A 19624-nucleotide genomic window follows, 5' to 3' on the forward strand; every position below is an offset into this window, starting at 1 on the left:
CTCGGGTCAATGCGCAGGCAGGCGGGGGCAGCATGACCTACCAGGTGAAGCGGGACTTCGTCGGCTATGGCCGCCATACGCCGGACCCGCGCTGGCCGAACGCGGCGCGCATCGCCGTCAACTTCGTCCTCAATGTGGAGGAAGGCTCCGAACCCTCCGTCCAGGACGGCGAGGGTTTCACCGAGAACAACCTGACCGAGGCCGCCGCCCGCGCGCAGATCCCGCGCGGCCGCGACCTGGCGGCGGAGGGCATGTTCGAATACGGCAGCCGCGCCGGCTTCTGGCGCATCCTCCGCGCCTTCGAGGACCGGAAACTCCCCCTCACCTTCTTCGCCTGCGCCCTCGCGCTCGAACGCAATCCCCCCATCGCGGAAGCGATCCGCGACAGCGGCATGGACATCTGTTCGCATGGCTGGCGCTGGGTGAAGCACTACGAAATGGATGAGGCCGAGGAGCGGTCTCAGATCGCCCGCGCCGTCGCCAGCTTCAAGGCCACCACGGGCATGACGCCGGAGGGCTGGTACTGCCGCTACGGACCCAGCGTGAACACGCGCCGCCTGGTCGCGGAACACGGAGGTTTCCTCTACGACAGCGACTATTACGGCGACGAATTGCCGCATTGGGTGACGGTGCAGGGCAGCCCGCATCTGGTCGTGCCCTACACCATGACGACGAATGATGCGCGGCACTTCGGCGCCGCCACGACCGCCGACGACTGGTTCCATTTCTGCCGCGACCATTTCGACGTGCTCTACGCCGAAGGCGCGGCGGGACGGCCCCTGATGATGTCCATCGGCCTGCATTCCCGGATCACCGGCCAGCCCGCGCGCGCCGCCGGCCTTCACCGCCTGCTGGATCACATGGCGGCGAAGGAGGGCGTCTGGATCACGCGGCGGATCGACATCGCCCGTCACTGGGTGGCGACGCATCCCTATCCCGGCCGTGGCCTGAACGAATAGGCATTCAGTCCGGCCGGATATTCGCCTCCCGGATCACGCGGGTCCAACGCGCGCGGTCGCGCTCGATCAGCGCGCCAAAGGCGGCCGGCGTCATCGGTGCGGGATCGGAACCCTGGGCGAGCAGCTTTTCGCGGAAGGCGGGGCGCGCCAGCAGCGCATTGACCTCGGTGTTCACGCGATCGACCACCGCGGCGGGCGTGCCTGTCGGCGCCGCGATGCCGTACCAGCCCGTGGCCTCATAGCCCGGCACGCCGGATTCCGCGACGGTCGGGATGTCCGGCAGCGCCGCGTTGCGCGTCGCCGTCGTCACCGCCAGGGCGCGGACGCGGCCTTCCCGGATATGCGGCAGGGCCAGCGGCAGCGTATCGCACAGGATCTGCACGCGCCCCGCGATGGTGTCCGTCATGGCCGGGCCGCCCCCGCGGTAGGGGATGTGCTGGATGTCCACGCCCGCCATCTGCTTCAGCAATTCGCCAAAAAGATGTTGGGCCGTGCCGTTGCCGCCGCTGGCATAGGAGAGCGCGCCGGGCTGCGCCTTTGCCAGCGCCAGCAGCTCCGTCATCGTCCGCGCCGGCACCGCGGCATTGACGATGAAGATGGAGGGCACGATCGCCACCATCGCCACGGGCGTCAGGTCGCGGGACGGATCGATGTTCAGCCTGAACAGGCCCGGATTGATCGCGAAGGGGCCGGTGCTGGCCAGCAGCAACGTGTAGCCATCCGGCGTGCTGCGGGCCGCGTGTTCCGTGCCGATGGCGCCGCCGGCGCCGACGCGGTTCTCCACGAAGACCGTCTGGCGCAGCGCCGCCGTCAGCTCCTCCGCCATCAGCCGCGCCGTGAGGTCCGCGGCGCCACCTGGCGGGAAGGGGGAAACCAGCCGCACCTGGCGGTTCGGCCATTCCGCGCCCTGCGCCAGCGCCGGCATGGAAAGCCCCGCCATGCCGCTGGCCAGCAGCGTCCTGCGTCGCATCATCGGTCCGTTTCCCTTGGCTGATGCCCGGATGCGCCGCTCGCGATACGCGGCGCCCTCGGTTATCATGTTGTCCGGACAAGGCTATGCGGCCCCCCCAACGGGGTCAACGCCGCAGGCAGGAGGACCCGCATGCCGAGTGACAGCGCACGCCCTTGGGACATCTTCCTCACGGACGCGGATCGCGCCGTCCTGTCCAAGGGGCGCTTCGGCCGTCGCATGGGCTTCGGGCGTCGCGCGGCGGTCCTCGTCATCGATGCGCAGCGCTACATGGTGGGGGCGGAGGGTGATGACGCATCCTGGCCTTCAAGCTGCGGCGCGATCGGCCGCGCCTCCCTCGCCGCCGCCGCGCAGGTGGTGCGCGCCGCGCAGGATGCGGGTGCCCCCTGCATCTTCACGCGCTTCGAACTGGACCCGGAAGGCCGGGACATCGGCGTCTACGGCCGCAAGCGGGACCTGCTGTCCAGCGACCATTGGTGCCTGGCGGGCAGCACCGGCGCGGAACTCGCGGACGGCATGGCCCCCCATCCGCGCGACCTGGTCTTCGTGAAGAAGAAGCCCTCCGCCTTCCACGGCACGCCCCTTCTGGGCTACCTGATCGACCGCGGCATCGACACCGTCATCGTCACCGGCGGCGCCACCAGCAACTGCGTGCAGGCGACGGTGTTCGACGCCGCGTCCTACAATCTTCGCGCCATCGTGCCGCAGGAAGCCGTGTTCGACCGCATCCCCATCTCCCACGCCATCGCACTCTTCGACATGGACCGGCAATTCGCCGATGTCCTGCCGATGGAGGAGGTGCTGGCCTGGCTCGGCACGCTGCGCGACGGGACCGCGCCGGCGTGACCAGGCGCAGCGCCACGCGCCTCGGCCCGCGCTACGCCGCGCTGGCGGAAACGCTGGCCGCCGCCATCGCCGCCGGCCAGCCCGCGGTGGGGGAGAACCTGCCCACCGAGGCGAAGCTGGCGGACTCCCACGGCGTCAGCCGCGCCACGGTGCGCGAGGCCCTGCGTCGCCTGCGCGACCAGGGGCTGGTGGAGCCCGTGCACGGCGTCGGCACCCGCGTCATCGCCCGCCGTCCCCGCCCGACCTATGAGATGGCGGTGCGGTCCCTGGCCGATCTGATGGGCTATGGCGGACCGACGCAGCTTGCCGTGACGAAGCGTGACCGGCTGGTGGTGGACCCGGCGCTTGGCGCCCTCCTGGGCGATGGCGCGGGGGTGGAGATGCTGCGCATCACCGGCATCCGCACCGCCGCCGGCGCGGACCCCACGCCCTTGGCGGCGGTGGAGATGTTCATCCCCGCCCCCTTCGCCGCCGCCGCCGAACGGCCGGAGGTCGGCCGCACCCCGATCTACCGCCTGATCGAACGGCAATGGCGCATCCCCGTGGTGGATATGCGGCAGGAGATCGCGGCGCTCTCCCTGCCCCGCGCCGCCGCCCATGCGCTGGGCGTTCGGGCGGGCACGCCGGGCCTGCGGATCGTGCGCCGCTTCTACGGGCCGCAGGCCCTGCTGCTGGAAGCAACCGTCAACCTCCACGCCGCCTCCCCGCGCTTCGCCTACGCCATCCGCCTGTCATCGCCGGAGTAGCATCGGGCCTGGACCTTCACACGCCGGGCGCGATATTGCGCTGGCATTCGCGAAGGACCCGCCATGACCCTCGCCGGCCTTTCCCTGCGTGACCTCGAATACCTGCTGGCGGTGGCGGAGCATCTGAGCTTCGGCCGCGCCGCCCAGGCCTGCGCGGTCAGCCAGCCCACCCTCTCCGCCCAGATCCGCAAGGTGGAGGAATTGCTGAAGATCGAGGTCTTCGAACGCGCCCCCCGCGGCGTGCTGGTGACCTCCCGCGGCGCCGAGGTCGTCGCCCAGGCGCGCCTCGTAGTGGCAGAGGCGCGCCGGCTGTTCGAGGTTGCGGCCGCCGGCAACGCGCCGCTGGAAGGCACCTTCCGCCTCGGCGTCATCGCCACCCTCGGCCCCTACCTCGTCCCCTTCCTGCTGAAGCCGCTGCGCGCGCGCTTCCCGCATCTGCGGCTGCTGCTGTCGGAGGGCTATACGCGGCAGCTGGCGCGCCAGGTTGAGGAAGGGGAGCTGGACGCCATCCTCGCCGCCTCTCCCCTCCCCGGCCCCGAACTCACCGAACTGAAGCTGTTCCGGGAGGAATTCGTCCTGGCCGTGCCGCGCGACCATCCGCTGGCGCGCGTGGAGCAGGTGCGACGGGAGGATGTCCCGGTCCAGGACCTGATCCTGATGAGTGAGGGCCACTGCCTGCGCGAACACGCCCTCGCCTATTACGCGGAGCGCCTGTCGGTCGACCGTCCCGACTTGCAGGCCGCGAGCCTGGAGACGCTGCGCCAGATGATCGCGGCCGGCGTCGGCGTCTCCCTGCTGCCGCAACTCGCCGTGCAGGTCGGCGCGCTGCTGGATGACATGGTGGCCTATCGCCGGATCGGCGATGGCAGCATCTCCCGCGACGTCGCGCTGTTCCACCGCCCGGGTTTCAGCCGCATCCGGGACGTGCGGCTGCTCCGCCAGGCGGTCCAGCAGATCCTGGCGGAGCAGAGCGCGGTGAAGGTGGCGGCGACGCTGGCGTGACGTCTATTGCCGCCAGCTGCTGTCCACCTGGTCCAGCTTCCGCAGCAGCCCCGGCCATTCCAGCAGGCCGTAGCGGCGGGACTGGGTCAGGTCATAGGCGGCGCAGGACCGCGCCACGACCTCGGGCGAGGGCATCTCCAGCTCCGTGTTGCAGGCCATGGCGGCAAGCTGCGCCTGGCAGGCGCGCTCCATCCCCCACATCGCGATGAAGGCCTCCGGCACGCTCTCCCCCAGCGTCAGCAGGCCGTGGTTCTTGAGGATGCAGTAGTTCTTCTCCCCGATGCTCCGCGCCAGCAGGTCACGCTCGGACGGATCACGCTCCGGCCCGCGGAAATCATGATAGGCGACGCGGCCATAGAAGCGCGTCGCGGTCTGCGTCAGCGGCAGCAGCCCGCATTTCAGGGCGGATACCGCCATGCCCGCGATGGTGTGGGTGTGCATCGCCGCCATCGCATCCGGCCGAGCGCGGTACAGCGCGCTGTGGATGGTGAAGCCGGCCTTGTGCAGGCCATAGGGAAGCTCCGGCTTGTACAGCACCTCACCCTCGATCGTGACCTTGAGGAGGGAGGAGGCCGTGATCTCCCCGAACAGCATGCCGTTCGGGTTGATCAGGAACTGGTCCGGCGCATCCGGCACCCGCGCGGAGATGTGGGTGTAGATCATGTCGGACATGCCGTAGCCGTCGCAGAGCCGGTAGGCGGCGGCGAGGTCGAGCCGCGCCTTCCACTCGGCGTCGCTCACGGAAGCCTGGATGGGCGCAATCTCAAGCGGGCCGAACTGGGTCATGGTCGTGGTTCCTTCAGGAATCGCCGCGGATGCCGGCGCGCTGGATCACCTCGCGCCAGCGGGGGATCTCGGCGGAAAGCTGCGCCGTCAGCGCGGCGGGCCCATCCATGCGCACGATGGCCGCGGCGGAGCCGAGGCGGTTGAGCAGGTCCTCGTCATGGCGCATCGCCAGAAGTTCCGCGACCAGACGGCCATGCAGCGCCTCCGGCAGGCCCTTCGGCGCGAACATCGCGAACCAGTTCGGCGCGGCGTAGCCGGGGACGAATTCGGCGATGGCTGGAATCTCCGGCACGGCCGGCACGCGGCCCGGCATCGTCATGCCCAGCAGTCGCGCCCTTCCCTGGCGGTAATGCGCCAGCACTTCGACGGTGCTGCCGAAGACGAAGTCGATCTCCCCGGTATAGACGGCATTCACCGCCTGGCTGACGCCGCGATACGGGACATGGGTGATGTCGATGTTGGCAAGCGCCCCGAACTGCGCCGCCGCCAGGTGGTTCGCCGAACCGACGCCGCCCGATCCGTAGGTCAGGATGCCCGGCTGCGCCCGTGCCGCGGCCAGCAGGGCGGACAGGTCCGCGAAGCGGCTGTCGGCGCGGACCATCAGGCCGGCCGGCACGTCGCACACCACCGTCAGCGGTGCCAGGTCGCGCAGCGGGTCGAAGTTCAACTGGGCCTGCAGCGTCGGCAGGATGGCGATGGAGGAGGAGATGAAAAGCAGCGTCGCGCCATCGGGCTCGGCTCGGGCAACCTGCTGGGCCCCCAGCCCGCCGCCGACGCCGGGCCGATTCTCCACGATGAAGGTGGCACCCATCCGGCGGCTGAGTCGGTCCGCGATGATGCGCGCGGGCACGTCCTGCGGGCCACCGGCCGCGAAGGGGATGATGATCCGCACCTGGCGCACCGGCCAGGCTTCCTGGGCATGGACGAGCGACGGCGCCGCCAAGGCGCCTGCCGCGAGAAGCAGGGCCTGCCTGCGTTGCATGACGATTCCTCCGGTTCGGGCGCGGTGGACCGCGCCCCTTGCAGGCATTTTGCCCCGCCAGGCCGCCGCCGTCACCCCGGCGGTGAGCAAGGCGTGACGAGCGGGGCTTTGCCTTCGCCTGAAAAAGGGTTCTATCGTTCCCATTAGGTGGGACAAACTCGCCAGAATTTCGGGAGAGACGACCATGGCTGACCGCGAAGGCGTGCCGCACGCCGGGAGACGCGACCTGATCCGGCTCGGCGCCGGGCTTGGCCTGGCGGCGGCGCTGCCGGGCGGCGCCAGCGCGCAGGATTTCACCGGGCGCACCATCGAATGGATCATCCCCATGTCGGTCGGCGGCGGGTCCGATACCTGGGCGCGCTTCCACCTGCCCTTCATGAACCGCCACATGCCGGGCAACCCCACCATCGTCATCCGCAACATCACCGGCGGCGGCGGCATCAACGGCACGAACCAGTTCGCCGCGCGGGCGCGCCCGGACGGGCTGACCATCCTCGGCACCACCGCCTCCATCCAGTTCCCCTTCCTGCTCGGCGATCCGCGGGTGCGCTACGACTATGCGAACTGGGTGCCGGTCCTCGCCTCCCCCACCGGTGGCGTGATGTACATCCGGCCGGAGATCGGCGTGCGTGGCCCCGGCGACATCGCCCGGCTGCGCGCCACGACGGGCCTGAAATTCGGCAGCCAGGGGCCGACCTCGCTCGACATGGTGCCCGCGCTGGCGTTTGATCTGCTGGGCATCGACGTGCAGGTCGTCATGGGCATGCAGGGCCGCGGCCAGGGCAGGCTTGCGTTCGAACGCGGCGAGACGCCGATCGATTACCAGACCAGCTCCGCCTATATCAGCCAGGTCATGCCGCTGGTGCGCGAAGGCAAGGCCGTGCCGCTGTGCAGCTGGGGCAGCCTGAACGACGCGGGCGAACTCGTCCGCGACAGCAATTTCCCGGACCTTCCGCATTTCGCGGAATTCCTCCAGGCCGCCACCGGCCGCGCGCCATCCGGCCCTGCCTGGGAAGCGTGGAAGGCACTGTTCATCGCGGGCTTCGGCGCGCAGAAATTCGTGGTGCTGCCGAAGACCACGCCGGCCAATCTGGTGAACGCCTACAAGGAGGCCTTCCGCAAGACCATCGCGGATGCGGAATACCGGGAAAAGCGCGGCCCCGTCATCGGCGAGTACAACGAGACGGTCGGCGAGCCCGCCGACCGCGCCTACGCCGCAGCCACCACCATGTCGCCCGAGGTCCGGCAATGGACGCGGGACTGGCTGCAGCGCCGCTTCAACCACACCCTCGGTCGCGAATAGCGCGTCAAGGCGCCCGCATCGCCGATGCGGGCGCACCTGCCTCTGCCCATGGATGACGCGCGATGATCGAAGCCCTGCTCTCCGCCCTCGTGCAACTCTCGAGTCCCGACCGGCTCGCCTACATGGCGCTGGGCGTGGCCATCGGCTACGCGATCGGCGTGCTGCCCGCGCTCGGCGGGCTTGCGGGCCTCTCTCTCGTGCTGCCCTTCATCTATGGGCTCGACCAGGTCGCGGCGCTCGCGATGCTGACGGGGCTCGTCGCGGTGGCGGCGACGGCGGATACCTACAGTTCCATCCTGATGGGCATCCCCGGCTCCTCCGCCAGCCAGGCGACGATCCTCGATGGCTTCCCGATGGCGAGGCGCGGGGAGGCCGCGCGCGCGCTCTCCGCCTCCTTCATCGCCTCCATGATCGGCGGGCTGGTCGGCGCCATCATCCTGAGCTGTGCGGTGCTGGTGGCGCGGCCTCTGATTCTCGCGCTGGGCACGGCGGAGTTGTTCATGCTGGCCGTGCTCGGCCTGTCCATGGTGGGCGTGCTGGCGGGCCGCAGCTTCGGCAAGGGGCTCGTCGCCTGCGGCCTCGGCCTGGCCCTCGGCACCATCGGATCGGCACCCGCCACGGCGGAATATCGCCTCGATTTCGGCACGCTCTACCTCAGTGACGGCCTGCCGCTGCCGGTCCTGGTGCTGGCGATCTTCGCGCTGCCGGAGATCGTGGACCTGGCGCGCGGCGGCGGCACCATCTCCAAGACCGCGGAGCTCGGCAAGGGCTGGATCGCGGGGCTGCGCGACATCGCGCGGCACTGGTGGCTGCTGCTGCGCACCTCCACCATCGGCAGCCTGCTCGGTGCGATCCCGGGCCTGGGCGGCAGCGTGACGGACTGGATCGTCTATGGCCACGCCGTGCAGACGGAGAAGAACGGCCAGTTCGGCAAGGGCGATGTCCGCGGCGTCATCGCGGTGGAGGCATCGAACAACGCCCGCGAAGGCGGCGCCCTGGTGCCGACGCTGTTCTTCGGCATCCCCTCCTCCGGCTCCATGGCCGTCTTCCTCGGCGGCATGACGCTCATCGGGATCGAGGCCGGGCCGCAACTCGTCGGCGAACGCCTCGACCTCACCTATGCGATCATCTGGTCGCTGGCCATCGCGAATGTCATGGGCACGGCGCTGTGCTTCGTGACATCGCCGCTGATCGCCAGGCTGACCACGATCCGCTTCGGGCTGATCGCGCCCTTCATGGTGATGATCGTCTGCTTCGGCGCCTTCAACACCAGCCGGGACGCCGCGGACCTCTATCTGCTGCTAGCCGTCGGCGTGCTCGGCCTGTTCATGCGCCGCTTCGGCTGGCCGCGGCCACCCTTCGTGGTGGGCTTCGTCCTCGCGCAGCCGATGGAGACCTACCTGTACCAGGCCGTGCAATTCTATGGCTGGGGCTTCGTCGAACGGCCGGGCGTTCTCATCATCGCCGCCATGATCGCGGTCTTCGTCTTCGTCGGCGCCCGCCAGCGCCGCCTGGCCGATACGGATGACGAAAGCGAGAAGCGCGGCCAGGCGCGACCGCAGGCGATCTTCGCCCTTGTCCCGGTGGTGATCTTCGCCGCCGTGCTGCTGGACGCCACGAAGCACAGCTTCCTCGGCGCCGTCTTCCCCGCCATGGTCGCCGGCGCGATGCTGGTCATCAGCATCCCCATCGTGCTGAAGCTGTTCTTCGCGAAGGATCCAGGTTCCCTGCTGCATGATGGGGAGGAAGGGTCGGATGAAAGCCAGGGCGGTTTCTGGACCTACCTGTTCTGGTTCGCAGGCCTGATCCTGGGCTCCGCCTTGGTCGGCTTCCTGCTCGCCAGCATCGTCTTCTTCCTGGCCTTCCTGCGGGTCGCCGCGAAATGCTCCTGGACGAAGACGCTGGTGCTGACGGCCATCGCCAATGGCGGGCTGGTGGCGGTGGCGAATGTCCTGGTGCTCGACTTCCCCAGTGGCCTGCTGCAATCCATGATCGACCTGCCATGGCCGCTCCGATAAGGCGATTCTGATGAAACCCGTTCTGCAGACTGCGATCCCCTGCACCTTCATGCGCGGTGGCACCAGCCGCGGTCCCTATTTCCTGCGCAGCGACCTTCCGGCGGACCGGGAGGCAGCAGGCCGCGTGCTGCAGGCCGTCATGGGGTCCCCCGATGCGCGGCAGATCAACGGCCTCGGCGGCGCCACGACGCTGACCAGCAAGACCGTCATGGTCAGCAAGGCGGAAGCGGGCCAACCGCAGCAGGTGGACTACCTGTTCGCCCAGGTGAATGTGGACAAGGATCTCGTCGACTGGGGCCCCACCTGCGGCAACATGCTCGCCGGCATCGGCCCCTTCGCGATCGAGAACGGCCTGGTGCCGGCCGAGGACGGGGAGACGAAGGTCCTCATCCGCGCCGTCAACACCGGCGCGCTGATCGAGGCCGTGGTCCAGACCCCGGGCGGCCGCGTGACCTATGATGGCGACACCGCGATTGCCGGCGTCCCCGGCAACGCCGCGCCCATCGTGCTGAATTTCGCGGATGCCGTCGGCGGCGCCACCGGCAAGCTGATGCCCACCGGCAATCCGAAGGACGTGATCGAGGGTGTCGAAGTCACCTGCCTCGACGTCGCCATGCCTGTCGTCATCGCCCGCGCGAAGGACCTCGGCAAGACGGGGCATGAGACCAGCGCCGAACTCGATGGCGACAAGGACTTCATGGCGCGCATCGAACGCATCCGCCGCGCCGCGAGCCTGGCGATGGGCATGGGCGACGCCGAAGGCCGCGTCATCCCGAAATTCGCCATCGTCGGCGAACCGAAGGGCGGCACCGGCGTCGCCGCGCGCTACTTCACGCCGCTGGCGCTGCATGAGGCGATGGCCGTCACCGGCGGCATCTGCATCGCCAGTGCCTGCAAGCTGCCCGGCACCGTCGCCGCCGGCATCGCCGTGGTCAACGACGAGGCGCGGGAGAATGTCACCCTCGAACATCCCTCCGGCGTCATGGATGCCGTCATCACCATCGGCACCGCGGCCGATGGCAGCGCCACCATCCTTGGCGGCGGCACGCTGCGGACGGCGCGCCGCATCATGAAGGGGGAGGTCTATATCCCCGCCCACGTCTGGGCCGGCCACGGCGCATGACTGACGCCACCATCGCGGAAGACGCGCTGCTGTCCCTGGCCACGCGCGCCCTGGTCGCCGGCGGGATGCGGGAGTATGAGGCCGCGCTGGCCGCGCGCGTGCTGGTGCTGGCCGATCTCTTCGGCCTGTCCACCCACGGCATCAGCCGCGTGCCCCAGTATCTCGGCCGCGTGAAGGTCGGCGGCATCGATGCGGCCGCAGACGTCCAGGTGGCGCGCGTGATGCCCGCGCTGGCCATGGTGGATGGCCGCAATGGCATCGGCCCGCTGGTCGGCATGAAGGCGCTGGAGGCGGCGCTGGAAGGGGCGCGCGCCTGCGGCATCGGCGCCGCCTTCGCCCGCGGCAGCAATCATTTCGGGCCGATCGCGCCCTACGCCATGATCGCCGCCGAACAGGGCTTCGCGACGCTGATCGCGAGCAACGCGACGACGACGATCGCGCCCTGGGGCGGCAAGGATACGCGGATCGGCAACAACCCCATCGGCATCGGCGTGCCCAATCCCGGCGGCGATCCCGTGCTGCTGGACATGGCGCTGTCCGTCGCCGCCCGGGCGAAGATCCGCAGCCTCGCGGCTTCCGGCCAGCCCATGCCGGAAGGCTGGGCGACGGACGCGGAAGGCCGGCCGACAACGGACCCCAAGGCCGCGCTGGCGGGCTTCCTGCTGCCGGTCGGCGGACACAAGGGCTATGGCCTGGCGGTGATGGTCGATCTGCTGGCGGGGCTTCTGTCCGGCGCCTCCTACCTCACCCGCGTCAGCGCCTGGGACAAGGCGCCGGAGGTGGCGCAGGACCTCGGCCATGTCTTCATCGCCATCGATGCGACGAAGCTGGCGCCAGTGGAGGTGCTGCGGGCGCGCATGGCGGATTTCATCGACATCATCCACACCACGCCACACTCCGATCCCGCCCGCCCCGTGCTGCTGCCGGGGGAGCGGGAGATGCAACTTCTCCATCGGCAGCGTGCCACCGGCGTACGGGTCGCGGGCGCGGACCTCGTGAAGCTGCGGGAACTGGCGGGGGATGCGGAGCGGGGCTAGGCTTCCTCTCAAATAGGAGGAAACATTCATGCTGACGCGCCGCATCCTGCTGGCCAGCGCCACCACCGCGCTGGCCGCGCCCGCCCTGTCCCAGGGTGGCTATCCCAATCGCCCGATCCGCCTGCTGGTTCCCTATGCCGCGGGCGGCGGGCAGGACATCTCCGCGCGACTGCTGGCCGAACCGCTGCGCGCCGCGCTCGGTCAGACCGTCATCGTGGAGAACCGCACGGGCGCCAGCGGCATGATCGCCGCGCAGGCCCTCGCGACCGCCGCGCCCGATGGCTACACGCTGATGCTCGGCGGCGCGGGCGAGACGGCGATCAACCATCACCTGTTCCGCGGCCGCATGGCCTACGACCCGATGCGCGACATCCGCGCGGTGATGGTGGTGGTGAAGGTGCCGAATGTCCTGATGGTGAACCCGCAGGCGCCCTTCAGCACGGTCGAGCAGCTCGTCACCTATGCGAAGGCGAATCCGGGACGGCTGTCCTATTCATCCTCCGGCATCGGCAACCCGCAGCACCTGGCGGGTGCGCTGTTCGACTTCATGGCGGGTATCCAGACCGTGCACGTGCCCTATCGCGGGTCGGGCCAGGCGGTCGTCGACATCGCCGGCGGCCAGGTGCAGTTCGGCTACAACAGCCTGGCCTCCGGCCTGCCACTGATCCGCGAAGGCCGCATCAAGGCCATGGCCGTCACCAGCAAGGAGCGCATGCCGCAACTGCCGGACAGCCCCTCCGTCTCCGAATACGCGCCGCTGGCGGCCTATGAGCTCGTGAATTTCTTCGGCGTCTTCGCCCCCACCGGCGTGCCCGATCCCATCATGCAGCGCCTGCATGAGGTGATTGCCGCCGCCGTGCGGGAACCCGACCTGCGCGGCCGCTTCGAAGGCCAGGGCCTGCTGGTGCAGTCGATGAACCTGGAGCAGTCGCAGGCCTTCGTGACGAACGAAGCCGCGAAGTTCGGCCGCATCGTGGATGAGGCGAAGATCACGGTGGAAAGCTGAGATGCCGCACTGGAACCGCCTTCTCGTCACCGGCGCGGCCGGGGAGATCGGCAGCGTCATCCGCCCCGCACTCCGCGGCGCCGCCAAGCATTGCCGCTGGCATGACATCCGCCCGGTCACCGATGCCGCGGCGGCGGAGGAGGTGATGCAGGGCGACCTCGCGGAGCCCGGTGTCGCGCTCGCCGCGACGCGCGACGTCGATTGCCTCATCCACCTCGCCGGCATCCCGCGGGAGACCGGTGGCACGGTGGAGGACATCCTGCGCGCCAATGTCATCGCCTGCCATGCGGTCTTCGAGGCCGCGCGGCAGAATGGCGTGAAGCGCTTCGTCTTCGCCAGTTCCAACCACACCATCGGCTTCCACCCAGCCGATGCGCTGGTGGGCACGGAGGAACGCCCGCGCCCATCGGGGCAATACGGCGCGAGCAAGGTGTGGGGCGAAGCCCTCGGCCGGCTCTACGCCGACAAGCACGGGATCGAAGTCGCTTGCATGCGCATCGGCGCCTTCCGCGCCCGCCCCGGCAATGCGCGCGAACTCGGTGGCTGGATCAGCCATGGGGACATGGCGAGCCTGGCGCGCGCCGCGGTCGATGCGGCACCCTTCCACTTCCTCGTCGTCTATGGCGTCTCGGCCAATCGCCGCGCGCTATGGGGGAAGGATGAGGCCGCGCGCGCCGCGCTCGGCTGGTGGCCGAAGGACGACGCCGAAGCCTATGCGGCGGAGCTCGAGGACAAGCGCCCGCCCGCCGGCAGCGTCGCCGCGCGCTTCCACGGCGGCGTCGTCTGCGAATACGGCTTCTCGGGTGATCCGGACCGGATCAGGTAGCGCCGGTCTCCGTCACGTCGAACTTCGTCACCTCATCCAGGCTGGCACCGAACCAGGCCTGGATGTCCAGCACGCGCTTCTCCATCGCCTCCGGCCGGCCATCCGCGCCGATGCGCAGCGCCACGTCATGGCCGGGCAGCAGCACGGTCCCCGGAAGTTCGCGCCACATTGCGTTGAGCCGCGCGATGGAGGCGCAATGCACCGCCGCATCCATCGTCATGTCCGCCACACCCGTCGCCAGCTCCGCGCGGTTCTTGGCGACATCGGCGGAGAAGATCGTCCGCACGGCGCCCTCCAGCACGAAGACCAGGTGGTGCGGCGAATGGCCCGGCGCCTCGAAGCAGGTGATGCCGGGGATGCCTGTCTCGCCCCCCACCAGCCGCCGCATCCGGGGGTTTTCGGCCAGCGCCCGCAGGCAGAATTCGGGCCAGAGCGGCGCGCCCTCGGGCTGGCGCAGCGCGTAGTCGAGTTCCGCCCCCGGCACATGGATCAGCGCCTTGCGGAACATCGACCAGTTCTCGACATGGTCGTAGTGGAGATGCGTGACCAGCACATCCGTCACCGCATCGGCGGCGACGCCCACGGCCTGCAGCCTGTCGAGGATCAGCCGCCGCGCGCCACTGCGCCCGGTGTCCAGCACGGCGATGCGGCCATCCGGCCCGCGCGCCAGCGCCACGGTGCTGAAGCCGAGCCCGCCCTGCTGCTTGGACTTGCCCGGATAGCCCTGGATGAGGGTCTCGACCGTCCAGTTCACGCCACCAACTCCTCGGGAAACGCCACGCCCCAATGCGTCGCGGCCTGGCGCAGGTCCAGCACCGTATTCTCCGGCAGGTCGATGCCCTGTGCCAGGTGCCGGGCCTCGGCCCTGGCCTCCATCTCGCCGGGATAGAAGATCTCATCCACCCCCTCGGCGCGCGGCGCGGCCTTGAGTTCCGCGATCATGCGCTCGATCCGGTCCTCGAACACCGGCAGCAGGCCGAAGGCGGCGATGTTCAGCGCCATCACGAAATGGCCGCTGCGGCTGCGCCTTTCCGCCTGGTAGGGGCCGGCGACCTCCGTCAGCATCCCGCTGCCGGACAGCGCGCCCGCCAGCACGTCCATCATGGCGGAAATCGCGTAGCCCTTGTGCTCCCCCATCGGCTGGATCACGCCTTCCAGCGCGGCCATCGGGTCCGTCGTGCGTCGTCCTTCCTTGTCCAGCGCCCAGGAATCCGGGATGGGCTGCCCCTTCTGCCGCGCCAGGAATATCTTGCCGCGCGCCACGCTGGTATTCGCGATGTCCAGCATCATCGGCGCATGGCGGCCGGCGGGTGCCGCGATGGACCAGGGATTGTTCCCCACCACCTTCTTCCGCCCACCCCAGGGCGCCATGGCGGGGCTGCCATTGGCCACCAGCATGCCGATGCAGCCCGCAGCCGCGGCCATGCGCGTGAAGTAGCCCAGCGCGCCGTGGTGGTTGCTCTCCCGCACGGAAACGATGCCGACGCCGTGCTTCTTCGCCCGTTCGATGGCGCTGTCCATCGCCTGCTTCGCGATCACCTGGCCGACGCCGTCATGGCCATGCAGCACGGCGATGGCGCCGCCATCCACCAGGTATTCGGCCTGCGTCCGCGCCTTCATCACGCCGGTCCGGATGCGGTCGAGGTACCAGGGAGCCCGCATCACGCCATGGGAGGAATGGCCCCACAGATCGGCCTTCACCAGGCTGTCCGCCACCAGCAAAGCATCAGTCGTCGGCAGCCCCGCCGCGCGATACAGCGCGGCCACGAAGTCACGCAATCCGTCAGCCCGCACCAGCGCCATCTTGGTCGTCGTTCCCCTGCCTCTTGCCGTCGATCATGGGCGGCACATCGCAGGCGCGCCAGTCCGCCGGCACGCGGCGGGCGTCGGGGCAGCCATGCAACCGACACGGATGCTTCACCGGATCGTCATCGGCCTTTCGCGCAGCCTGTCTATGCGTCCCCGCGACCGCCGCGCCATTCCGCGCGGTGCCGGAGAGATGAGTGACCATGCCCGACACGATCCAGCCCATCGCGGAGCCAGCCGGCCACGGCAAGCCGATCGAGATCGAGGATATCGGCAGCAACCCCGCACCGCGTGAGACGATCGGTGAACTGATGGAACGCCGCCTGTCCCGGCGCGCCGCGATGCTCGGCCTGGGCGGCGCCGCCGCGGCCGCGACGCTGGTGGACCAGATGGTCGCCGCCGCCGACGGTGTCCTCGCCCAGGGCGTCGTGCCGATGACGGATGGCCCCTCCACGCTCGGCTTCGCCGAGATCCGCCACGGCATGGCGCAGCGTGATGCGGTGGCCGAGGGCTATGAGATCCAGACGGTGATCCGCTGGGGCGATGCCGTCGTGGGCGAAGCGCCCGCCTTCAACCCGCTGGCGCAGACCCCCGCCGCGCAGGAAGTCCAGTTCGGCTACAACAACGACTTCATCGATTTCCGCCCGCTGCCGCAGGGCAGCCGCAACAGCGACAGCGGCCTGCTGGTGGTGAACCACGAATACACCGACACGCAGCTGATGTTCGCCGGCATCGGTGCCGGCCGCACCGGCCGGATGCGCGCCACCGCCGACCAGTCGCGCATCGAGCTGCTCGCCCATGGCCTCAGCGTGGTGGAGATCCGCAAGGCCGATGGTCGCTGGGCCGTCGTGCCCAACAGCCGCTACAACCGCCGCATCACCGGCGAGACGCCGATGCGCGTCAGCGGCCCGGCCGCGGGGCATGACCTGCTGAAGACCTCCGCCGATCCGACCGGCACGCGCGTGCTCGGCACGCTCAACAACTGCGCGGGTGGCAACACGCCCTGGGGCACCGTCATCACGTCCGAGGAGAACTTCAACCAGTACTTCTCCGGCAGCGCCGCCACCACCGGGGCCCAGGCGGAAGCCTATCGCCGCTACGGCATCGCGGCGGAGGGCACCTATGGCTGGTTCCGCTTCATGGATCGCTTCGACCTGAACAAGGAACCGAATGAGCCGAACCGCTTCGGCTGGAACGTCGAGTTCGACCCCTACGACCCCACCGCCACGCCCGTGAAGCGCACCGCCATGGGCCGCTTCAAGCATGAGGGCGCGACCCATGCCATCAGCGCCGATGGCCGTGTCGTCTTCTACCAGGGCGATGATGAGCGCTTCGACTACGTCTACAAATTCGTCACCGCCCGCCCCTGGAACCCGAACGACCGCGCCGCCAATCGTGACCTGCTGGATGAGGGTACGCTCTATGTCGCCCGCTTCCATGATGATGGCCGCGTGGAATGGCTGCCGCTGGTGCATGGCCAGGGCCCGCTGACCGCGGCCAACGGCTTCGCCAGCCAGGCGGAGGTGCTGATCAACACCCGCCGCGCCGCCGACCTGCTGCAGGCCACGCCGATGGACCGTCCGGAGGATGTGGAGGCCAACCCCGCCACCGGCCGCGTCTACGTGATGCTGACCAACAACAGCAACCGCACGGCGCAGCAGGTGAACCGCGCGAATCCCCGCGCGGCCAACACGCATGGCCATGTGGTGGAGATCATCCCCCCCGGCGCCGGCACCAACGCCGCGGACCACGCCGCGACGGAAGCGCGCTGGGCGATCTTCCTGATGGCCGGCAAGCCCGGCACGGATGCCGGCGCCCGCTACCACCGCGCCACGACCGATGCCGGCTGGCTGTCCTGCCCGGATAACTGCGCCTTCGACAGCAAGGGCCGCATCTGGATCGCGACCGATGGCGCGCCTTCCGCCGCCGGCGTCGCCGACGGCATCTGGGCCGCGGATACCATGGGTGCCGGCCGCGCCCTGACGAAGCAGTTCTACCGCGCGCCGACGGGGGCGGAGGTCTGCGGCCCCTGCTTCACGCCGGATGACCGCACCCTCTTCCTCGCCATCCAGCATCCCGGCGATGATGCGGGCAGCACCTTCGAACGTCCTTCCACCCGCTGGCCCGACTTCGCCGAGGGGATGCCGCCGCGCCCGGCGGTCATCGCCATCGTCAAGAAGGATGGCGGCGAGATCGGGTCGTAGCTACCGCGCCGCCAGCGCGGCCTGGAGGCGGGCGACCCCCGCCTCCAGCACCGACCGCGGGCAGCCGAAATTCAGCCGGGCGCCGAGCGGCGCGCCGAATTCCGCACCCGGGCTGAGCGCGACCTTCGCGCGGTCCAGGAACCAGGGCTGCGGTTCCCCAATGCCGATCGCGCTGCCATCCAGCCAAGCCAGGAATGTCCCCTCCGGCCTGTGCACCGTCACGCCTGGCAGGCGCCCGCGCACGGCTTCGACCAGCCAGTCCCGATTGCCCTGGAGGTAGCGCAGCAGCTCGGCCTTCCACGCTGCGCCATGCTCCAGCGCGGCGAGCGTCGCCTCCAGCCCCAGCACATTCACGCTGTCCACCATGCCGGCCTTGCTCGCCAGGAAGCGATCCCGCATCGCCGCATCGGGGATGATGGCGCAGGCGGTCTTGAGGCCGGCGATGTTGTAGGTCTTGCTCGCTGACATCAGCGTGACGGTCCGCGCCGCGACCTCCGACGACAGGGACGCGATCGGGATGTGGCGCCGCCCGTCGAACAGCAATTCGCAGTGGATCTCGTCGGAGACGATCACCGCGCCGCTGTCCAGCGCCGCCGCCGCGATGCTCCCCAGTTCCGCCCGCGTGAACACTTTGCCCAGCGGATTATGCGGGTTGCAGAACAGCAGCGCCCGGGATTTCGCCAGTGCGGCCCGCAATGCGTCCAGGTCGCACAGCACATCGTCGCCACGGACCGCGAGCGGCGCGTCCACGCGTCGCAGCCCCCAATGGCCCGGCGCCGCCAGCATCGGCTTGTAGGCCGGTGTCTGCACCACCACGCCATCGCCCGGCGCCAGCAACGCGCGCAGCGCCATGTTGAAGCCGGGCTCCACGCCCGGCAGGAAGCACACGGCCTCCGGCGCCACATCCCACCCGTATTCCCGCGCCAGCATCGCCACCACCGCATCCCGCAGCGCATCCCGCGCCACGCCATAGCCCAGCACGGGATGATCGAGCCTGGCGCGGATGGCATGCAGGATCGGCGGCGCCACCGCGAAATCCATGTCGGCCACCCACATCGGCAGCACGTCGTCGCCGTAGCGGCTCCATTTGGAACAGCCGGTGCCGCGGCGGTCGATCGGCGTCTCGAAGTCGAAGTCCTTCATCCCGGCAGCCCGCCCACCACCACGGGCCGGTCGGGATCGGCGATCCAGGCGGACCAGGACCCCGGATACATCGACGCCTCCACCCCGATCGAGGCCAGCACCGCCACCGCATGCGCCGCCGAGATGCCCGCGCCGCAGGACACGCCCACGGGCCGGCTGCCATCCGCCCCCAGCGCGGCGTAGAGGTGCCGCAGCGTCTCCGCCTCCGCGAAGGTCCCGGCCTCCGTCAGATTGTCGATGGCCGGCGCGCTGACGGAACCCGGGATGTGCCCCCGCCGCGCCTGCCCGGGCGCCACCGTCGCGCCGATGTAGTTGGGCCGCACCCGCGAATCGAGCAGCAACCCTTCCCGCGCCAGCGCCGCCGCCCCATCGGCATCCAGCACGCCGAGATGCCCCGGCGACAGCACGACATCCCCCGGCGCCGGCGCCCCCGGCGTGGTCGCCACGGGCAGCCCCGCCCCCTGCCAGGCCGCGAAGCCCCCATCCAGCAGCCGCACATCGGCGATGCCCGCCCAGCGCAGCACCCACCAGCCGCGCCCGGCCACCAGGCAACGGTCATGGTCATGGACGACGACGGCATCCCCCTGACGGATGCCCCAGCGCCGCGCGGCCTCCTGCAAGGCACCGATGTCCGGCAGCGGCCGGCTGCCCCTGGTGCCGCCACCCGGGGAGGCCAGTTCCGTCGGCAGGTCCACATCCACCGCGCCCGGAATCCGCGACGCCCCCGCCATCTCCGCCGTCCGGGGATTGCGCACGCACAGCACCACCGGCGGCCTCGGTCCCTGCAGCAGCGCGGCCAGGGCAGGCGCGGTGACGAAAACCTGGTCGCGGGGGTCGGTCGCCATGGAGTCTCCGGGATCTTGCGGC

Annotated in this window: 18 protein-coding genes; 11 read left to right on the forward strand and 7 right to left on the reverse strand. The window is 70.0% G+C overall.

Going from position 1 to position 19624, the window contains the following annotated elements; genetic code table 11:
• Positions 1-32 precede the first annotated feature (32 nt).
• Positions 33-959 (forward strand): polysaccharide deacetylase family protein, encoded by a 927-nt coding sequence (locus BM041_RS08820; RefSeq protein ID WP_092958468.1) that lies wholly within the window; start codon positions 33-35, stop codon positions 957-959.
• Between the two features lie 4 nt (positions 960-963).
• On the opposite strand, the gene BM041_RS08825 is transcribed toward BM041_RS08820, so the two are convergent.
• Complete coding sequence (locus tag BM041_RS08825) at positions 964-1932, reverse strand: Bug family tripartite tricarboxylate transporter substrate binding protein (RefSeq protein ID WP_175533826.1); 969 nt, start codon at positions 1930-1932, stop codon at positions 964-966.
• Between the two features lie 129 nt (positions 1933-2061).
• Here BM041_RS08825 and BM041_RS08830 point away from each other — a divergent pair, with 129 nt between their 5' ends.
• From BM041_RS08830 to BM041_RS08845, 3 genes are all read left to right on the forward strand, one after another.
• Positions 2062-2775 (forward strand): cysteine hydrolase family protein, encoded by a 714-nt coding sequence (locus tag BM041_RS08830; RefSeq protein ID WP_092958471.1) that lies wholly within the window; start codon positions 2062-2064, stop codon positions 2773-2775.
• Positions 2772-3521 carry a GntR family transcriptional regulator gene (locus BM041_RS31775; RefSeq protein ID WP_175533827.1) on the forward strand — a complete coding sequence of 250 codons (750 nt, stop codon included), beginning with the start codon at positions 2772-2774 and terminating at the stop codon, positions 3519-3521. The genes BM041_RS08830 and BM041_RS31775 overlap by 4 nt, the downstream gene beginning before the upstream one ends.
• 63 nt (positions 3522-3584) lie before the next feature.
• On the forward strand, positions 3585-4523 hold the full coding sequence (locus BM041_RS08845; protein WP_092958473.1) for a LysR substrate-binding domain-containing protein: 939 nt from the start codon (positions 3585-3587) through the stop codon (positions 4521-4523).
• Between the two features lie 3 nt (positions 4524-4526).
• Here the strand turns inward: BM041_RS08845 and BM041_RS08850 are convergent, their stop codons facing one another.
• Both BM041_RS08850 and BM041_RS08855 read right to left on the reverse strand, forming a co-directional pair.
• Positions 4527-5309, reverse strand: a complete 783-nt coding sequence (locus BM041_RS08850) for a class II aldolase/adducin family protein (protein WP_092958475.1) — start codon at positions 5307-5309, stop codon at positions 4527-4529.
• A 13-nt stretch (positions 5310-5322) separates the two neighbouring features.
• Positions 5323-6291, reverse strand: a complete 969-nt coding sequence (locus tag BM041_RS08855) for a Bug family tripartite tricarboxylate transporter substrate binding protein (protein WP_175533828.1) — start codon at positions 6289-6291, stop codon at positions 5323-5325.
• A 184-nt stretch (positions 6292-6475) separates the two neighbouring features.
• Here BM041_RS08855 and BM041_RS08860 point away from each other — a divergent pair, with 184 nt between their 5' ends.
• The 6 genes from BM041_RS08860 (at position 6476) to BM041_RS08885 (ending at position 13604) form a co-directional block, all read left to right on the forward strand.
• Complete coding sequence (locus BM041_RS08860) at positions 6476-7594, forward strand: type 2 periplasmic-binding domain-containing protein (protein ID WP_092958477.1); 1119 nt, start codon at positions 6476-6478, stop codon at positions 7592-7594.
• A 62-nt stretch (positions 7595-7656) separates the two neighbouring features.
• Entirely contained in the window at positions 7657-9612 is a 1956-nt protein-coding gene (locus tag BM041_RS08865; protein WP_092958479.1) for a tripartite tricarboxylate transporter permease, read from the forward strand.
• A 10-nt stretch (positions 9613-9622) separates the two neighbouring features.
• Positions 9623-10735 (forward strand): 4-oxalomesaconate tautomerase, encoded by a 1113-nt coding sequence (locus tag BM041_RS08870; protein WP_175533829.1) that lies wholly within the window; start codon positions 9623-9625, stop codon positions 10733-10735.
• On the forward strand, positions 10732-11772 hold the full coding sequence (locus BM041_RS08875; RefSeq protein WP_092958481.1) for an Ldh family oxidoreductase: 1041 nt from the start codon (positions 10732-10734) through the stop codon (positions 11770-11772). Before BM041_RS08870 ends, BM041_RS08875 begins: the two co-directional genes overlap by 4 nt.
• 28 nt (positions 11773-11800) lie before the next feature.
• A complete protein-coding gene (locus BM041_RS08880) occupies positions 11801-12778 on the forward strand; it encodes a Bug family tripartite tricarboxylate transporter substrate binding protein (protein ID WP_092958483.1) in 978 nt (325 codons plus the stop codon).
• A 1-nt stretch (position 12779) separates the two neighbouring features.
• Positions 12780-13604: an NAD-dependent epimerase/dehydratase family protein gene (locus BM041_RS08885; RefSeq protein WP_092958485.1), complete on the forward strand. Its 825-nt coding sequence runs from the start codon at positions 12780-12782 to the stop codon at positions 13602-13604.
• Here the strand turns inward: BM041_RS08885 and BM041_RS08890 are convergent.
• A complete protein-coding gene (locus BM041_RS08890; RefSeq protein ID WP_175533830.1) occupies positions 13597-14358 on the reverse strand; it encodes an MBL fold metallo-hydrolase in 762 nt (253 codons plus the stop codon). The two genes, BM041_RS08885 and BM041_RS08890, sit on opposite strands and share 8 nt — an antisense overlap.
• The gene (locus BM041_RS08895) at positions 14355-15407 is read right to left on the reverse strand and encodes an Ldh family oxidoreductase (RefSeq protein WP_092958489.1); all 1053 of its coding nucleotides are present in this window, start codon (positions 15405-15407) and stop codon (positions 14355-14357) included. The genes BM041_RS08890 and BM041_RS08895 overlap by 4 nt, the downstream gene beginning before the upstream one ends.
• A gap of 206 nt (positions 15408-15613) precedes the next feature.
• Here BM041_RS08895 and BM041_RS08900 point away from each other — a divergent pair, with 206 nt between their 5' ends.
• Positions 15614-17614 (forward strand): PhoX family protein, encoded by a 2001-nt coding sequence (locus tag BM041_RS08900; RefSeq protein ID WP_092958491.1) that lies wholly within the window; start codon positions 15614-15616, stop codon positions 17612-17614.
• On the opposite strand, the gene BM041_RS08905 is transcribed toward BM041_RS08900, so the two are convergent.
• Complete coding sequence (locus BM041_RS08905) at positions 17615-18757, reverse strand: MalY/PatB family protein (RefSeq protein ID WP_092958493.1); 1143 nt, start codon at positions 18755-18757, stop codon at positions 17615-17617.
• A complete protein-coding gene (locus tag BM041_RS08910; RefSeq protein ID WP_092958495.1) occupies positions 18754-19602 on the reverse strand; it encodes a sulfurtransferase in 849 nt (282 codons plus the stop codon). Before BM041_RS08910 ends, BM041_RS08905 begins: the two co-directional genes overlap by 4 nt.
• Positions 19603-19624 lie beyond the last annotated feature (22 nt).

Source organism: Falsiroseomonas stagni DSM 19981, assembly GCF_900114315.1.
GTDB lineage: Bacteria > Pseudomonadota > Alphaproteobacteria > Acetobacterales > Acetobacteraceae > Falsiroseomonas > Falsiroseomonas stagni.

What these genes read in the sequence shown, in the direction of transcription:
- BM041_RS08820 (WP_092958468.1), top strand. Translation starts at nt 33, where the DNA reads ATGACCTACCAGGTGAAGCGGGACTTCGTCGGCTATGGCCGCCATACG.
- BM041_RS08825 (WP_175533826.1), bottom strand. Translation starts at nt 1,932, where the DNA reads ATGATGCGACGCAGGACGCTGCTGGCCAGCGGCATGGCGGGGCTTTCC.
- BM041_RS08830 (WP_092958471.1), top strand. Translation starts at nt 2,062, where the DNA reads ATGCCGAGTGACAGCGCACGCCCTTGGGACATCTTCCTCACGGACGCG.
- BM041_RS08845 (WP_092958473.1), top strand. Translation starts at nt 3,585, where the DNA reads ATGACCCTCGCCGGCCTTTCCCTGCGTGACCTCGAATACCTGCTGGCG.
- BM041_RS08850 (WP_092958475.1), bottom strand. Translation starts at nt 5,309, where the DNA reads ATGACCCAGTTCGGCCCGCTTGAGATTGCGCCCATCCAGGCTTCCGTG.
- BM041_RS08855 (WP_175533828.1), bottom strand. Translation starts at nt 6,291, where the DNA reads ATGCAACGCAGGCAGGCCCTGCTTCTCGCGGCAGGCGCCTTGGCGGCG.
- BM041_RS08860 (WP_092958477.1), top strand. Translation starts at nt 6,476, where the DNA reads ATGGCTGACCGCGAAGGCGTGCCGCACGCCGGGAGACGCGACCTGATC.
- BM041_RS08865 (WP_092958479.1), top strand. Translation starts at nt 7,657, where the DNA reads ATGATCGAAGCCCTGCTCTCCGCCCTCGTGCAACTCTCGAGTCCCGAC.
- BM041_RS08870 (WP_175533829.1), top strand. Translation starts at nt 9,623, where the DNA reads ATGAAACCCGTTCTGCAGACTGCGATCCCCTGCACCTTCATGCGCGGT.
- BM041_RS08875 (WP_092958481.1), top strand. Translation starts at nt 10,732, where the DNA reads ATGACTGACGCCACCATCGCGGAAGACGCGCTGCTGTCCCTGGCCACG.
- BM041_RS08880 (WP_092958483.1), top strand. Translation starts at nt 11,801, where the DNA reads ATGCTGACGCGCCGCATCCTGCTGGCCAGCGCCACCACCGCGCTGGCC.
- BM041_RS08885 (WP_092958485.1), top strand. Translation starts at nt 12,780, where the DNA reads ATGCCGCACTGGAACCGCCTTCTCGTCACCGGCGCGGCCGGGGAGATC.
- BM041_RS08895 (WP_092958489.1), bottom strand. Translation starts at nt 15,407, where the DNA reads ATGGCGCTGGTGCGGGCTGACGGATTGCGTGACTTCGTGGCCGCGCTG.
- BM041_RS08900 (WP_092958491.1), top strand. Translation starts at nt 15,614, where the DNA reads ATGCCCGACACGATCCAGCCCATCGCGGAGCCAGCCGGCCACGGCAAG.
- BM041_RS08905 (WP_092958493.1), bottom strand. Translation starts at nt 18,757, where the DNA reads ATGAAGGACTTCGACTTCGAGACGCCGATCGACCGCCGCGGCACCGGC.
- BM041_RS08910 (WP_092958495.1), bottom strand. Translation starts at nt 19,602, where the DNA reads ATGGCGACCGACCCCCGCGACCAGGTTTTCGTCACCGCGCCTGCCCTG.